The organism is Nonomuraea sp. NPDC003709 (assembly GCF_040610775.1).
In the GTDB taxonomy this organism is placed as follows: domain Bacteria; phylum Actinomycetota; class Actinomycetes; order Streptosporangiales; family Streptosporangiaceae; genus Nonomuraea; species Nonomuraea angiospora_A.
Genome location: NZ_JBEXMW010000026.1, coordinates 1 through 14,430, shown reverse-complemented (window position 1 = coordinate 14,430; position 14,430 = coordinate 1). Strand labels below are relative to the sequence as shown.

16 protein-coding genes are annotated in these 14,430 nt (G+C 68.0%); 15 read left to right on the top strand and 1 reads right to left on the bottom strand.

Translation table 11 applies throughout. The features are described from left to right. Positions 1-128: 128 nt before the first annotated feature. The 14 genes from ABZX61_RS51890 to ABZX61_RS51825 all read left to right on the top strand — a co-directional run bounded on the left by ABZX61_RS51890 (position 129) and on the right by ABZX61_RS51825 (position 11,666). On the top strand, positions 129-437 hold the full coding sequence (locus ABZX61_RS51890; protein WP_319719344.1) for a DUF742 domain-containing protein: 309 nt from the start codon (positions 129-131) through the stop codon (positions 435-437). Between the two features lie 7 nt (positions 438-444). Then, positions 445-1,005, top strand: a complete 561-nt coding sequence (locus ABZX61_RS51885) for an ATP/GTP-binding protein (RefSeq protein ID WP_350730330.1) — start codon at positions 445-447, stop codon at positions 1,003-1,005. A gap of 57 nt (positions 1,006-1,062) precedes the next feature. After that, complete coding sequence (gene ffh, locus ABZX61_RS51880; protein ID WP_355207011.1) at positions 1,063-2,610, top strand: signal recognition particle protein; 1,548 nt, start codon at positions 1,063-1,065, stop codon at positions 2,608-2,610. Between the two features lie 674 nt (positions 2,611-3,284). After that, positions 3,285-3,725, top strand: a complete 441-nt coding sequence (gene rpsP, locus ABZX61_RS51875; protein WP_350730334.1) for a 30S ribosomal protein S16 — start codon at positions 3,285-3,287, stop codon at positions 3,723-3,725. 1 nt (position 3,726) lies between these two features. Next, positions 3,727-3,972: an RNA-binding protein gene (locus ABZX61_RS51870; protein ID WP_113699978.1), complete on the top strand. Its 246-nt coding sequence runs from the start codon at positions 3,727-3,729 to the stop codon at positions 3,970-3,972. A gap of 64 nt (positions 3,973-4,036) precedes the next feature. Beyond that, positions 4,037-4,537 carry a ribosome maturation factor RimM gene (gene rimM, locus ABZX61_RS51865; RefSeq protein ID WP_355207353.1) on the top strand — a complete coding sequence of 167 codons (501 nt, stop codon included), beginning with the start codon at positions 4,037-4,039 and terminating at the stop codon, positions 4,535-4,537. After that, a complete protein-coding gene (trmD, locus tag ABZX61_RS51860) occupies positions 4,537-5,316 on the top strand; it encodes a tRNA (guanosine(37)-N1)-methyltransferase TrmD (RefSeq protein ID WP_350730336.1) in 780 nt (259 codons plus the stop codon). The genes rimM and trmD overlap by 1 nt, the downstream gene beginning before the upstream one ends. A 137-nt stretch (positions 5,317-5,453) precedes the next feature. Further along, positions 5,454-5,816, top strand: a complete 363-nt coding sequence (gene rplS, locus ABZX61_RS51855) for a 50S ribosomal protein L19 (protein WP_185071559.1) — start codon at positions 5,454-5,456, stop codon at positions 5,814-5,816. A 193-nt stretch (positions 5,817-6,009) separates the two neighbouring features. Next, entirely contained in the window at positions 6,010-6,816 is an 807-nt protein-coding gene (lepB, locus tag ABZX61_RS51850) for a signal peptidase I (RefSeq protein ID WP_350730338.1), read from the top strand. Continuing rightward, positions 6,816-7,412, top strand: coding sequence for a signal peptidase I (lepB, locus tag ABZX61_RS51845; protein ID WP_355207006.1), 597 nt, complete (start codon positions 6,816-6,818; stop codon positions 7,410-7,412). The genes lepB (ABZX61_RS51850) and lepB (ABZX61_RS51845) overlap by 1 nt, the downstream gene beginning before the upstream one ends. Positions 7,413-7,464: 52 nt before the next feature. Next, complete coding sequence (locus tag ABZX61_RS51840; RefSeq protein WP_350730342.1) at positions 7,465-8,133, top strand: ribonuclease HII; 669 nt, start codon at positions 7,465-7,467, stop codon at positions 8,131-8,133. A gap of 39 nt (positions 8,134-8,172) precedes the next feature. After that, entirely contained in the window at positions 8,173-8,496 is a 324-nt protein-coding gene (locus ABZX61_RS51835; RefSeq protein WP_026215037.1) for a DUF2469 domain-containing protein, read from the top strand. Positions 8,497-9,770: 1,274 nt separating this feature from the next. Next, on the top strand, positions 9,771-10,130 hold the full coding sequence (locus tag ABZX61_RS51830; protein ID WP_355207002.1) for a YraN family protein: 360 nt from the start codon (positions 9,771-9,773) through the stop codon (positions 10,128-10,130). Next, on the top strand, positions 10,131-11,666 hold the full coding sequence (locus ABZX61_RS51825) for a YifB family Mg chelatase-like AAA ATPase (RefSeq protein WP_355206999.1): 1,536 nt from the start codon (positions 10,131-10,133) through the stop codon (positions 11,664-11,666). Between the two features lie 799 nt (positions 11,667-12,465). Here the strand turns inward: ABZX61_RS51825 and ABZX61_RS51820 are convergent. Next, positions 12,466-13,104: a hypothetical protein gene (locus ABZX61_RS51820; protein ID WP_355206996.1), complete on the bottom strand. Its 639-nt coding sequence runs from the start codon at positions 13,102-13,104 to the stop codon at positions 12,466-12,468. Between ABZX61_RS51820 and dprA the strand changes: the two genes are divergently transcribed. Further along, positions 13,103-14,362 carry a DNA-processing protein DprA gene (gene dprA / locus ABZX61_RS51815; RefSeq protein ID WP_355206993.1) on the top strand — a complete coding sequence of 420 codons (1,260 nt, stop codon included), beginning with the start codon at positions 13,103-13,105 and terminating at the stop codon, positions 14,360-14,362. The two genes, ABZX61_RS51820 and dprA, sit on opposite strands and share 2 nt — an antisense overlap. Positions 14,363-14,430: the final 68 nt, after the last annotated feature.

The following is a 14,430-nucleotide window of genomic DNA, read 5'->3' as shown; positions in this document are numbered from 1 at the left end:
GATGGAACAGCGGCGGCTGGGACTCCCATAACAGCGGTGCGTGGGATTCCCAGAACAGTGGGAGCTGGCAGCCTCCCCCTCAGCCGCCGCCCAGCAACGACCCCGCCTCGCCGGTACGGCCCTATGCCGTGACCGGCGGGCGTACCGCGCCCAAGGTCAAGCTGGCCATGGAGGCCCTGGTGTCCTCGGCGACCGCCGAGCACCGGGAGTTCTCGCACATCACCCCCGAATACAAGGCGATCAGCCAGCTGTGCCTGCAGGTCAGGTCGGTGGCTGAGGTCTCGGCGCTGCTGCGGATCCCGCTCGGTGTGGTGCGTGTTCTGATCGCGGACATGGCGGCAGAGGGTTTGGTTCGGGTGCATCAGCCGCAGCTGGAAGCGGGTAGGCCGGACGTCAACCTGCTGGAAAGGGTGCTCAGTGGACTTCGCAGGCTCTAGCCCCGGTTTGACCTCGACGAAGATCGTGGTCGCCGGTGGGTTCGGGGTGGGCAAGACGACCTTCGTCGGCGCGGTGTCGGAGATCATGCCGTTGACCACGGAGGCCGTCATGACCGACGCCTCCAAGGGCATCGACGATCTGGGCATGACGCCGCTCAAGTCGACCACCACCGTCGCCATGGACTTCGGTCGCGTCTCGCTCGATCGCGACCTGATCCTGTACCTGTTCGGCACGCCCGGACAGCACCGGTTCTGGTTCATGTGGGACGACCTGGTACGTGGCGCCATCGGCGCAGTGGTGCTCGTGGACACGCGCCGCCTGGCGGACAGCTTCCCCGCGATCGACTACTTCGAGGAGGCGCAGCTGCCGTTCATCGTGGGGGTGAACGGCTGGGACGGCCAGTACGCCCACAGCGACACCGAAGTGCGTGACGCCCTGACCCTGGCGCCGCACATCCCGATGGTGCGCCTCGACGCCAGGTCCAAGGACTCGGTCAAGACCGCGCTGATCAACCTGGTCGAGCACGCGCTCTCGGTCCGCATGGCCGTGCCAGGCTGGAGCGGCTAGCGGAGCGGATAGGCTGGAGTCTTAGACGTTCATTCGCTTCGAGGACTGGCCAACCACGTGTTCGAGACGCTATCCGACCGGTTGACATCGGTCTTCTCCTCCCTCCGGTCCAAAGGCCGGCTGTCCGATGCCGACATCGACGCCACCACCCGCGAGATCCGCATCGCCCTGCTGGAGGCCGATGTCGCGCTCCCGGTGGTCAAGGCGTTCGTCGCCCAGGTCAAGGAGCGCGCCCGCGGGGCCGAGGTCTCCCAGGCGCTCAACCCGGCGCAGCAGGTCGTCAAGATCGTCAACGACGAGCTGATCGGGATCCTCGGCGGCGAGACGCGCAGGCTCCGCCTCGCCAAGACGCCGCCGACCGTCATCATGCTGGCGGGTCTGCAGGGCGCCGGTAAGACCACCCTGGCCGGCAAGCTGGCCAAGTGGCTGCGCGAGCAGGGCCACACGCCCCTGCTCGTCGCCGCCGACCTGCAGCGCCCCAACGCCGTCCAGCAGCTCCAGGTCGTGGGCGAGCGCGCCGGGGTCGCGGTCTACGCCCCCGAGCCGGGCAACGGCGCCGGCGACCCGATCGAGGTCGCCCGCACGTCGATCGACGAGGCCAAGCGCCTGCTGCACGACATCGTCATCATCGACACCGCCGGCCGCCTGGGCATCGACCAGGAGATGATGAAGCAGGCCGCCGACATCCGCGACGCGGTCTCGCCCGACGAGGTCCTGTTCGTGGTCGACGCCATGATCGGCCAGGACGCCGTCACGACGGCGCAGGCGTTCATGGAGGGCGTCGGCTTCGACGGGGTCGTGCTGACCAAGCTCGACGGCGACGCCCGCGGTGGCGCCGCCCTGTCGGTGCGGCACATCACGGGCCGGCCGATCATGTTCGCCTCCACGGGTGAGAAGCTCGAAGACTTCGACGCCTTCCACCCCGACCGGATGGCCTCCCGCATCCTCGACATGGGTGACATCCTCACCCTGATCGAGCAGGCCCAGAAGACGTTCGACGAGGAGCAGGCCGCCAAGATGGCGGGCAAGCTCACGTCGGGCGAAAACTTCACGCTCGAGGACTTCCTCGAGCAGATGACGATGGTCCAGAAGATGGGGCCCATCAAAAACCTGCTGGGCATGATGCCCGGCATGGGGCAGATGCGCGACCAGCTCAACTCCATCGACGACCGCGACCTCGACCGCATCGCCGCCATCATCCGCTCGATGACGCCCGGGGAGCGCCAGGACCCCAAGATCATCAACGGATCGCGCCGGGCCCGCATCGCGGCCGGCTCCGGCGTCACGGTCACCGCCGTCAGCAACCTCGTCACCCGCTTCTTCGAGGCGCAGAAGATGATGAAGCGGATGGCGGGCGGGATGGGCATTCCCGGCATGCCGGGCGGTCGCGGCAAGGCGGGCAAGGCTCAGAAGAAGGCCAAGGGGCGGCGCGTCAGCGGCGACCCGCGCAAGGCGGCTCTCGGCAAGGCCTCTTCCGCCGAGGCTCCGGAGGCGGAGCCCAAGAGCGGTGGCCTGCTGGGCAACCTCGGGGGCAAGCTGCCTCCGGGCGTGGAGCTGCCGCCCGGCTTCGACCCCTCCAAGTTCCGCCTGCCCGGCCAGAAGTAGCCACCGCGGGGGCCCTGCTCTCCCGGCGGCCAACTCCGGCCGACCTGCACTCCGGTTTCCGGTTTCCGCAGGTGGCGTGCGTCGGGCTTTTGGCGCCGACGCACCCCGGGCGGCTTCGCTTCGGCTCCCGGCGGTGGCGTGCCCAGGTATCCGGCGATCTCGGGTTTCCGTGGCATGGGCGTCGGCGCACCCTGGCGCTCCGGCCATCCGCGGTCCGCGCCATGGCTCTCCAGCGGCGCGTGCCCCGGGCCCCGCCTTCCCGCTGGTGGACTCCCGGCAGCCCCGTCTCCCTGAGCGCCTGCGTCCGCTCCCTCGTACGGCTGCTCGCCTCGACTTGCCGCACGCCCACCCGGAACCGGTCGCTCCCCGTTCGCGCGGCCGGAGATCATGCGCCGGCGGGATACCATGAGCGGGTTGCTCGTCGTACATGCGGCCAGGTCGCAAGCAGTGCCGAGCCTTCGGGCGCCGATCGGGCGCGGATGGAGGCGACGCGCCGTGACGGAACGTCGATGGCAGTGCCGTGGATCTGGCACAATGGCATGTTGGAACATCGTGGCCATGCGGGTGCCCTCTCACCTCCCGCCGGACGCGCCTGTCCCTGGAGCGTCGTCCCGTCGTGCCCCACTCGGCGAGATGCCGTTCACCCACGCTCGAATGCAGGAGAGACCACACCCGTGGCAGTCAAGATCAAGCTCAAGCGGCTCGGCATGATCCGCAACGCTCAATACCGCATCGTCGTCGCCGACAGCCGCACCAAGCGTGACGGCCGGGCGATCGAGGAGATCGGCCTGTACCACCCGAAGGACGACCCTTCGCGCATCGAGGTCAACGCCGAGCGTGCGGCCTACTGGCTGGGGGTCGGCGCGCAGCCGACCGAGCCCGTCCTCAAGCTGCTCAAGCTCACCGGCGACTGGCAGAAGTTCAAGGGCGAGCCCGCCCCTGCGCCGATGAAGGTCGCCGAGCCCGCGCCTGACCGTCACGCCCTCTACGAGGCCGCGGCCAAGGAGGCGCTGTCCGGTGGCGACACCGGCACGGCCGCCACCACGCCGAAGAAGGCCAAGAAGAAGGAAGAGGCTGAGGCCCCCGCCGAGACCCAGGCCGAGGGCGAGGCCTGACGTGCTCGAGGAGGCTCTCGAGCACCTCGTCAAGGGCATCGTCGAACATCCAGACGATGTCCGGGTCCGCGCACGCCGCATTCGCAGCGGGCGCGTCCTGGAGGTCCGGGTGCACCCCGAGGACCTGGGCAAGGTCATCGGACGCGGCGGGCGCACCGCCAAGGCGCTGCGCACCGTTGTGAACGCCCTGGCCGACGGGAAGTACGTGCGGGTCGACCTGCTCGACCTGCACGAAACAGTCCGTTAGCGTCAGGTTTCCGCGCCCTCATCGGCTTTGCGGCCGATGGGGGCGCTTGCGTTAGGAGTTCATGTTGCAGCTGGTCGTCGGCCGGATCGGCCGTCCGCACGGGGTGCGCGGTGAAGTGTCCGTGGAGGTACGCACCGACGATCCCGAGCTGCGTTTCGCCGTGGGCACATCCATCGCCACGGACCCCGCCGACAGGGGGCCGCTCGTCGTCGCGGCCCGCCGCTGGCACAAGGGCTTCCTGCTGCTGACCCTCGAGGGGGTCACCGACCGCGACGTGGCGGAGGGGCTGCGGGGCACCATGCTGGTCATCGACTCGGCTGAGGTGGCGCCGTCCGACGACCCCGACGAGTTCCACGATCATCAGCTCATCGGCCTGACGGTGGAGACCGCCGCGGGGGAGCCCGTGGGCGAGATCACCGACGTTCTCCACCACGGCCAGGACCTCCTGGTGGTACGCAGGATCGGGGCGGACGAGGCGCTCATCCCGTTCGTCAAGGAACTGGTGCCCGAGATCGACCTGGAGGGCGGTCGGCTGGTCGTCGACCCGCCAGAGGGCCTGCTGTGATGCGGCTCGACATCATCTCGATCTTCCCCGAATACTTCGCGCCGCTCGACGTCTCGCTGATCGGCAAGGCCCGCGAGCGCGGCACGCTCGACGTACGCGTACACCAGCTCCGTGACTGGACCCACGACGTGCACAAGACCGTGGACGACACCCCCTACGGCGGGGGGCCGGGCATGGTCATGAAGCCCGAGGTGTGGGGCGAGGCCATCGACGACGTGGCCGGGGACGGCGCGCCGCGGCTGATCGTTCCGACGCCGAGCGGGCGGCCGTTCACCCAGGAGCTGGCGCAGGAGCTGGCGGGGGAGCCGTGGCTGCTGTTCGCGTGCGGGCGGTACGAGGGCATCGACTCGCGGGTCATGGAGGAGTACGGCTCCCGGCTGCGGGTCGACGAGGTCGGCATCGGTGACTATGTGCTGGCCGGGGGTGAGGTGGCGGTGCTGGTCATGGTCGAGGCCATCGGACGGCTGCTGCCCGGTGTGCTGGGCAACGCCCAGTCGGCCGTGGACGACTCGTTCGCGCCCGGTTCCATGCAGAATCTGGTCGAGGGCCCCGTCTACACCAAGCCGCCCGTCTGGCGGGGGCATGAAGTGCCTGAGGTGCTGCTGTCCGGGCATCACGGAAAAGTCGCCAGATGGCGGCGTGACCAGGCGCTGCGCCGTACCGTACGGAACAGGCCGGAGCTGGCCGCGGCGCTCGACCCCGACACGCTCGACAAGCACGACAGGAAGCTCCTTGAGGAGCTGTCGTTTCGCGTCGAGCGCGAAGATATGGCAAACTGAATCGCTGCCGACCGTCATTTGGTTGGTCTGTCATGCCCGGGAAACGATCCCGGGTTCATCACATCAGCAGGCGTGTCCGCCGCGAGCCACGGCCGGGTGGACCTCCGCGTGCTCGCGAGGACTTGAGGACAGCTCTCATGCACACGAAGATCCAGGAGCTCGAGAAGGCGACGCTGCGCAGCGACGTGCCGAGCTTCCGCCCCGGTGACACGCTCGAGGTTCACGTACGAGTCGTCGAAGGAAACCGCTCCCGTATCCAGGTCTTCAAGGGCTTCGTGCTGCGCAGGCAGGGCAGCGGCGCCCGTGAGACCTTCACGGTCCGCAAGGTCAGCTACGGCGTCGGCGTCGAGCGCACCTTCCCCGTGCACAGCCCGGTCATCGAGAAGATCGTGCTCGTGACCCGCGGCGACGTGCGCCGGGCCAAGCTCTACTACATGCGCGACCTGCGCGGCAAGGCCGCCCGTATCCGCGAGAAGCGCGAGACGACGGCCGCCAAGTAGCCCGGTCTTTTCGTGGCCCGCGCACTCGCGCGGGCCATTCGGCTTTACAGGGCCGTTTCCTTTATGTGGAGCGACTCGTGCATGGGTGTAACGTCGGTCGAGGCTTGTCGAGCCGAAGCATCATCTAGGCTCGTCAGCGATGACTAGCGAGAGCCAGGAGCACGGCGCGGCGCGCCGCCCTGTCGAGGACGAGGTGGACGTGGTCGCCGAAGAGACTCAGAAGCCAGCAAAAGGCGAGAAAAAGGAGAAGAAGGGGTCGTTCTGGAAAGAGCTGCCCGTTCTTGTCGTAGTCGCCTTGGTGCTGGCCCTGATCATCAAGACGTTTGTGGTCCAGGCCTTCTACATTCCGTCGGAGTCGATGGAGAACACCCTGTTGAAAAACGACAGGGTTCTGGTCAACAAGCTCGTCTACCACACGCGTGACATCGAGCGCGGAGACGTGGTGGTCTTCTCGGGAGTCGACTCCTGGGACGGTGAGTTCCAGATGGAGGAGCCGTCCAACCCGGCCGCGGCCTTCTTCCGCTGGGTCGGCACGGCGTTCGGCATCGTGCCCGGCGAGAAGGACTACATCAAGCGGGTCATCGGCGTCGGTGGCGACCACGTGAAGTGCTGCGACTCCAAGAATCGCATCACGGTCAACGGCACGCCCATCGACGAGGAGAGCTATCTCTATCCGGGCAACGTGCCGTCCGACAAGTTCTTCAACATCACGGTGCCTGAGGGGCGGCTGTGGGTGATGGGCGACCACCGGTCGGTCTCGCTCGACTCCCGATCCCACACCGGTGACGCGGGCGGTGGCTCCATTCCCGTGAGCCAGGTCATCGGGCGGGCCTTCGTGATCGTCTGGCCGTTCAACCGGGCGACCTCGATCGACATTCCGGACACGTTCTCGCAACCGGCGCTTCAGGCGCTCGGCGGCTCCGTACCGCTGGTCGCCGGGTTCGGGCTGGCCCTACCCTTGGTCCTGGTTCGTCGCCGCTGGAAGGGGAAGAGGCGCTGATGGCCGTCACCAAGAAGGCGGAGGGCGTGGGGAAAGAGAAGAAGAAGGGCGGCTTCCGCGAGACGGTGCTGCTGCTGGTCCTGGGCGTGGGCATCGCGCTGCTGCTGCAGGCGTTCGTGGTCGGCTCGTTCTACATCCCGTCCATCTCGATGGAGAACACTCTGCTGGTCAACGACCGGGTCTTCGTCAACAAGCTGGCTGGCAAGCCCGAGCGCGGCGACATCGTGGTCTTCAAGGGCTGGAACACCGGCGAGGACACCATCAAGCGGGTCATCGGCGTCGGCGGCGACAAGGTGGTGTGCTGCGACTCCAAGAAGCGCATCACGGTCAACGGCACGCCGCTGGAAGAGACTTCCTACCTCTACCCCGGCGATTACGCTTCCGGCGATAAGTTCAACGTCACCGTGCCGCCCGGAAAGCTCTGGCTGATGGGCGACCACCGCAGCGCCTCGGCCGACTCGCGGGCTCACATGGACGAGGCCGGAGGCGGGTTCATCTCGGAGAACGACGTGATCGGCAAGGCCGTGGTGCGCTACTGGCCGCTGTCCCGGGGGTATCTCTTCTCCCGTCCTGACACTTTCGACAAGGTCAAATAGCGGTCGCTTTCGGTCGCGGTTCGCGGCGTTTGGGGCGTACGCTGCCTCTGTCATGACAGTTGCGTTCCGCCCTCGGCCAAGCGTCGTCCGGCGCGATTCCGGACTCTACGCCTATGAGCGGGCGCTCGCCCGCCGCGGCCTCACCCCCATCGCGGGCGTCGACGAGGCCGGCCGCGGCGCCTGCGCGGGGCCCCTCGTCGTCGCGGCCGTGATCCTGCGCAGGCAGATCGACGGCCTCGGCGACTCGAAGCTGCTGTCCCCGGCGGTGCGCGAACGGCTGTACGACCAGATCGTCCGCGTCTCCCACATCGGATTGGTGATCATCCCGCCGGGGGAGATCGACGCTAAAGGTCTTCACAAATGCAACGTTTCAGGAATGCGGCGGGCTGTCGCACAGTTGCCTTGTGACCCGGAGTACATCCTGACGGACGGCTTCCCGGTGCCGGGCCTCCCGGCGCCGTCGCTGGCCGTGTGGAAGGGGGACCAGGTGGCCGCATGCGTGGCGGCGGCGTCGATCGTGGCCAAGGTGACTCGAGACCGCCTCATGGTCGCGCTCGACGGGCGCTACCCGCAGTACGGTTTCGCCGTGCACAAGGGGTATGTCACACCAGGACACCGGCTGGCGCTGGAAACGCACGGGCCGTGTCCTGATCACCGATACTCCTTCGTCACGGTGGCGAGGGGGATGGGTGAAAATGAAATGGGGGCCGGGGTTGCCTGACCAGGCGAACCGGGGGACCGGTACGACAGGAGGACCGCGATGAGCGCAGAAGATCTCGAAAAGTACGAAACCGAGATGGAGCTGCAGCTTTACCGCGAATACCGGGATGTCGTCGGTTTGTTCACATACGTGGTCGAGACTGAGCGTCGGTTCTATCTGACCAACTCGGTCGACCTCGACGTCCGTACCGCGGAGAACGGCGACGTCTTCTTCGACGTGAAGATGCAGGACGCCTGGGTGTGGGACATGTACCGGCCGGCGCGGTTCGTGAAGAACGTTCGGGTAGTCACGTTTAAAGATGTGAACGTGGAAGAACTGGCCAAGGCGGACCTCGAGATGCCCAAGGAGGGGTTCTCGGGGTGACGAGGCGGGGGCCGTACCCTCTCGCAGCTTGACCGGCCGCCGGCGGCACGGCCCTGGACGGACTCAGCCAGCACGCGCCCCACAACCTCACCACCAGGCGCCACAGACACCCCTCGCGGGCCACACGCGTGCTTCCCACCCGGGAACTGCCGCCGTGGACTGTACCCGCGAGCCGTCACGATGGGACTGCAACGGCGAACCACCACCGTGGACTGCAACGGCGAACCACCACCGTGGACTGCAACGGTCAGCCACCACCGTGGACTGGAACCGGTCAGCCGCTACTGAGGACTGGAACCGGTCAGCCGCTACTGTGCACTGCCCCGGCAAGCCGTCACCGTGCGCCATGCGGGGCGGTCAGCGCCGCGTACCCACGCTCATGAGCCCACCGCGCCCTATGGCGTCCCAGGGCGCCTCATGTCGGCGCTGTGGCGCCCGGATGGCTCAACGCGGCGTACAGCCCCCAAACCGCCGCCGCATCGACCCCTGTGAGCCAGCCGCCAACCCTGGTGCGCCGGTCAGGTCGACTGACGCCGCGGACCACTCCCACGAGCGTCATCACTCAGGTCCCCAAGCTGCCATCTTGCATCGGCCGTTGCGAGCCAGGGCTGAGGCCCCTCGCCGCTCGATGAGCGACGCAATCCACCGCCACAAGCCGCGATAACGCACAGCCGCAGCAACCCACGCATACCCGCAGGCCTGCCCACACCACCCACGGCGCGCATCACCCACGGCGCGCGTCACCCACGGCGCGCGTCACCCACGGCACCCCGCTGCCCCACTGCACCACACCGCCCCCCGGCACCGCGTCGAGCCATGGCACCGCGCCCACAGTCACACCACCTATGCCCACATGCGATCAACTGGCCGAAACGCCAGACACCACAGCCATCGGCACAGCAAATCCTCACCCGACGAACCGGACCCACGGCCCCAGACCGCTGGCCAGGACCGCTGGCCCTCAGACCGTCGGCCCCTGCCTGACCCGAGCCTCGTCCACGGACCCGTTGCCCCCACCGCGTGAGACCCGTGCGACCGAGCCACCCGCCGAACCGCAGCCCTCACCCATCCCCGGACCCAGAACCGCGCCATCCAATACCGCGAATCGCAACCTCGCCCGTCCGCAACCTCGCCCGTCCGCAACCCCGCTATCCACAACCGGGCCCTGACCCACCCCCACCATCCCCAGAACCCCGTTCGGCCCCACCCCTACCACCCCTCATCCACGAAAGTCGGTGCCTGGACCAGCACCAGACCGACGACGGAGGTGGCATATGGCCGCGAAACACGACCAAGACCTCGGCAAACAAGGCGAACAGGTAGCGGTGACCTACCTGGAGGCCGAGGGGATGCAGATAATCGCCCGCAACTGGCGCTGCCGCCACGGCGAGATCGACATCATCGCCGAAGAAGGCGCCACCCTGGTCGTCGTCGAGGTCAAAACCCGATCGGGCAGATCTCACGGCACAGCCCTGGAATCCGTGAGCCCGGTCAAGCTGGCCAGGCTGAGGATGCTCGCGGCCACGTGGCTGGCCGCGCAGCCGCGCACGTTCCGAACCGTACGGGTGGACGTGGTCGCCCTCGAGCGTTTCGCCGGTGACTTCGCCCTGAGTCACGTACGGGGGGCGATCTAGATGGCCGTGGCCCGCACGCGCAGCGTGGCCGTGATCGGAGTCGCCGGCCGCACCGTCGAGGTCGAGGCGGACGTGGGCAACGGCCTGGCCGGCATCCACCTCATCGGCCTCCCCGACACGGCGCTCAGCGAGGCCCGAGATCGGGTCAGGTCCGCGATGGTCAACAGCGCCTATCCCTGGCCCGACGCCCGCATCATCGTCAGCCTCTTCCCGGCCAGCCTCCCCAAGCGCGGTTCCCAGTTCGATCTCGCCATAGCCGTGGCCATTCTGGGCGCCGCTGGCGTGATCCCGGCCGAGCGCATCGCGGAGCCGTTCTTCCTGGGTGAGCTCGGCCTCGACGGCCGCATCAGACCTGTACGCGGCGTGCTGCCCTCCATCCTCGGTGCGGCCAAACACGGTGACGTCACAGTCGTCGTCCCCGCCGCGAACTCAGCCGAGGCCGCCCTGGTGCCCAACGTCAAAGTGATCCCGGTTTCACACCTCCGCCAGCTCGTGGAGTGGCTGCGCAGGGGAGACGACGAGCCCGAGCCCCGGGTCGAGGAGTACGCCGAGTTGCCCAAGTCCACCGACGGCCCGACGGTGGATCTTGCGGACGTCGTGGGCCAGCCGGTCGCCCGACGGGCTCTGGAGGTGTGCGCGGCAGGCGGCCACAACCTCTGGATGCTCGGCCCGCCGGGCACCGGCAAGACCATGCTGGCCGAACGCCTCCCCACCCTCCTGCCGGACCTGGAGCTCGACCACGCCCTGGAGGTCACGGCCATCCACTCCGTCGCGGGCGCCCTGCCGCCGAACGCTCCCATGATGAGCAGACCCCCGTTCGTCAGCCCTCATCACACGGCGACGTCTGCCGCGATCATCGGCGGAGGCAGCGCGATCGTACGTCCAGGAGCGGTCTCCCTCGCCCACAGAGGCGTCCTCTTCCTGGACGAGGCTCCCGAGTTCCCCCGCCACGTGCTCGACGCCCTCCGGCAGCCTCTGGAGTCCGGCCGCGTGACGGTGTCGAGGTCTGCGGGCTCGGTCACGTTCCCGGCCAGGTTCATGCTCGTCATGGCCGCCAACCCCTGCCCGTGCGCCCAGGCCGAGGACCAAGGGGATACCTGCAAGTGCACCCCCACGATCAAGCGCCGCTACCTGGGCAGGCTCTCCGGCCCGCTCCTGGACCGCATAGACATGAAGGTCACCGTGGTCCGCTCGTCCAGACGCGAACTCCTGGCCGACCGCCAGTTCGTAGAAACGAGCAAGACAGTGGCCAAACGCGTCCTCCTGGCCCGCGAACGCGCCGCCAAACGCCTGACCGGCACGCCCTGGCGCACGAATGCCGAAATCCCCTCCTCCCTGCTCCACTCCGACTACCGCCCGTCCAACGAAGCCATGAAACCCATGACGTCCTGCCTCGACTCCGGCACCCTCACCGCCCGCGGCCTGGACCGCGTCGTACGCGTCGCATGGACCCTCGCCGACCTGGCCGACAAGGACACCCCGGAGGAGGACGAAACCAATGCCGCCCTCAGCTTCTGGCTAGGAGTGAAGTCCTAACACCCACCCCGAACCCAACCCCCACCACCCCACACCGCGCCCCATGCAGCACCGCGACGTGCTTTTGGCACTACGACGTGCTCTGGCACCGCGACGTGCTTCGGCACTACGACGTGCTTCGGCACCGCGAGGTGCTTCGGCACTACGACGTGCTTCGGCACCGCGACCTGCTCCGGCGCCATGACCTGCTCCCGCACTACGACCAGGTCCTCATCCCGTTCAGCTCTCGCCACCGCCCCCCCATCCCTCCAGGAGCCCTCATGCCCAGCTCAATCCCGGAAGCTGACACACCCCTCACACCCCCACCAGCCGCTACCCCTGGCCTACCGCGGTCAGACGCTTCACAAAGCCTCCATCCGGACCACGGCATGACCCATGCGCCTACCGAAACAGCCTTGACCAACACCCTTCCAGCAGCCACCGCCGCTCCAGCCGCCAACACGGGTACCGCCACGGCCGCGACCACCTGCACAAGCCCCGATACGCTCGGCGAACTGGGTACCGCCGCTGTCGCCTGCACGAGCCTCCCCACCTCCGCCGAAACGGGTGTCACCCCCGCCATCAGCGCAGGCAATGGCACCGCCACAGTCGCCTACACAAGCCGCGCCAGCGCTGGCACTGCCACAGAAACCGCCGTCGGCATGGGCGAGGGCGTCGCCGTCGACGCCGGCATTACTCCCGTCGATCAGCTGCGGGAAACGCCTGAGCCCACCAGCACCACCCCAACGGTCAGCGATACGCAGCATGAGCCCGCAACCAAGCCCGAAAGCGAAACCAAGCATCAGCCCGCGATCATGCCTCAGACGGGGACCACCACCCAGCCCACATCCACAACTTCGCCCCGACCTTCGGCCGCGCCGTCGCCGCCGCCGTTGTCCTCGCCCACAACCACCACCGCCACGCCATCCACTACCGCCACCCCGACCTCCACCCCAGTCACGACGTCCACGCCATCCACTACCGCCACCCCGGCCTCCACCCCAGTCACGACGTCCACGCCATCCACTACCGCCACCCCGGCCTCCACCCCAGTCACGACGTCCACGCCATCCACTACCGCCACCCCGGCCTCCACCCCAGTCACGACGTCCACGCCATCCACTACCGCCACTGCATCCACCACCGCCGCCTCAGCCACGATCTCCACCCCATCCACCGCTCCCGCTCCAGCCACCACCTCCCCCGCTCCAGCCACCGTCGCCACCACACCGTCCACGATCGTCATCCCGGCCACCACCGCTAACACCGCCACGATCGCAACCTCGGCCACGATCACCACCTTGCCCACGACCACTACCTCGGCTGCGGTCGCCACCTCGCCCGCCGTCACCCCCTCGGCTACGGTTGCCCCCTCGGCCAGGGTCGCTGCATCGGCCGCTACATCGACCTCGGCCTCAATCTCGGCCAGGAGCGAAACTGAGGCCAGAGCCGCGCTCATGAGGGCGGCGGACGTCGGCGACCCCATCATGGGCCGTCTAGTGATGCAGTACGGGGCCTCATCGGTGGTGGAGGCGATCCGCGCCCGCACTCTGCCGCCAGAGTTCGTAGCCCAGGAAGTCAAGCGGGCTCAGGAAGCTCACCAAGATCGTCCCCCCGACCTCACCGCCCGTCTCAATGCCTGGCACGCCCGCCTGGCAGCGGCCAACCCAGCAGCAGACCTCGAAAACGGAGAAAAGTCCGGAGCCCGATTGGTCACCCCGGGAAGCCCGGAATGGCCCACCCAACTCGATCAACTAGGCCCCGGCCGCCCCCTCGGTCTGTGGCTCCATGGCACGGCCGACCTGCGCTTCTCCTGTCTCAAGTCGGTGGCGATCGTAGGGGCGCGAGCCGCCACGTCGTACGGCACCCACATCGCAGCCGAGTTCGGCGTCGGTCTCGGCGAGTCGGGCTGGACCGTCGTGTCGGGCGGCGCCCACGGTGTGGACGGTGCGGCTCACCGAGGAGCCCTGGCCGCCAACGCACCAACGGTCGTAGTCCTGGCCTGCGGTGTGGACATCTGTTACCCGGCGAGCCACGAAGTCCTGTTCGCCGCCGTTAGAGATCGGGGCGTCGTGATCAGTGAATGCCCGCCCGGCGTCCACCCCACCCGAGCCCGCTTCCTCATCAGAAATCGCCTGATAGCCGCCCTGTCGAGGGGGACGGTAGTGGTCGAGGCAGCCCTACGCAGCGGAGCCCTCAACACAGCCGCCCACGCCGTATCGCTCAACAGACACCTGGCGGCAGTCCCTGGCCCGGTCACCTCGAGCATGTCGGCCGGCTGCCACAAGCTTCTCCGCGACCGCAAAGCCGTATGCGTAACCTCTCCGGAGGAGATGATCGACCTGGTCGGCGTAATAGGCGACGACCTGGCCTCTCAATCCCGAGCTCCTGCAGTCCCCAGAGACAAACTTAACGAACCCACCCGAAAAGTCCTCGACGCGATCCCCAGCCGAGGCGGCGCAGGCCCTGCGTCCATAGCGGTCGCCGCAGGGCTAAGCCTGGACGCCACCCTGAGCGCCTTGGGCGGCCTAGCAGCCGCGGGCTACATAGAACGAACCACAAACGGCTGGCGCCTCCGCAAACAGTTCGCCTCTTACCCCAAAGCCCCCGATTCCGCAGCCCCAGAACCCCCAGCCACCCCCGAGCCCGACGCATCCGACGACCCCCCGTTCCCGGACGACGACTTCCCCCTAAAGGGTGTTGCAGAAAGTAGTTGAGCGGGCATCTTCTGTGTATGAGTGGGGTGTTACGGGCTGATCCTTTGTGGGTGGAGACGTTCACTGGG

What these genes read in the sequence shown, in the direction of transcription:
- trmD (WP_350730336.1), top strand. Translation starts at nt 4,537, where the DNA reads ATGCGGCTCGACATCATCTCGATCTTCCCCGAATACTTCGCGCCGCTC.
- rplS (WP_185071559.1), top strand. Translation starts at nt 5,454, where the DNA reads ATGCACACGAAGATCCAGGAGCTCGAGAAGGCGACGCTGCGCAGCGAC.
- lepB (WP_355207006.1), top strand. Translation starts at nt 6,816, where the DNA reads ATGGCCGTCACCAAGAAGGCGGAGGGCGTGGGGAAAGAGAAGAAGAAG.
- ABZX61_RS51840 (WP_350730342.1), top strand. Translation starts at nt 7,465, where the DNA reads ATGACAGTTGCGTTCCGCCCTCGGCCAAGCGTCGTCCGGCGCGATTCC.
- ABZX61_RS51835 (WP_026215037.1), top strand. Translation starts at nt 8,173, where the DNA reads ATGAGCGCAGAAGATCTCGAAAAGTACGAAACCGAGATGGAGCTGCAG.
- ABZX61_RS51830 (WP_355207002.1), top strand. Translation starts at nt 9,771, where the DNA reads ATGGCCGCGAAACACGACCAAGACCTCGGCAAACAAGGCGAACAGGTA.
- ABZX61_RS51825 (WP_355206999.1), top strand. Translation starts at nt 10,131, where the DNA reads ATGGCCGTGGCCCGCACGCGCAGCGTGGCCGTGATCGGAGTCGCCGGC.
- dprA (WP_355206993.1), top strand. Translation starts at nt 13,103, where the DNA reads ATGAGGGCGGCGGACGTCGGCGACCCCATCATGGGCCGTCTAGTGATG.
- ABZX61_RS51820 (WP_355206996.1), bottom strand. Translation starts at nt 13,104, where the DNA reads ATGAGCGCGGCTCTGGCCTCAGTTTCGCTCCTGGCCGAGATTGAGGCC.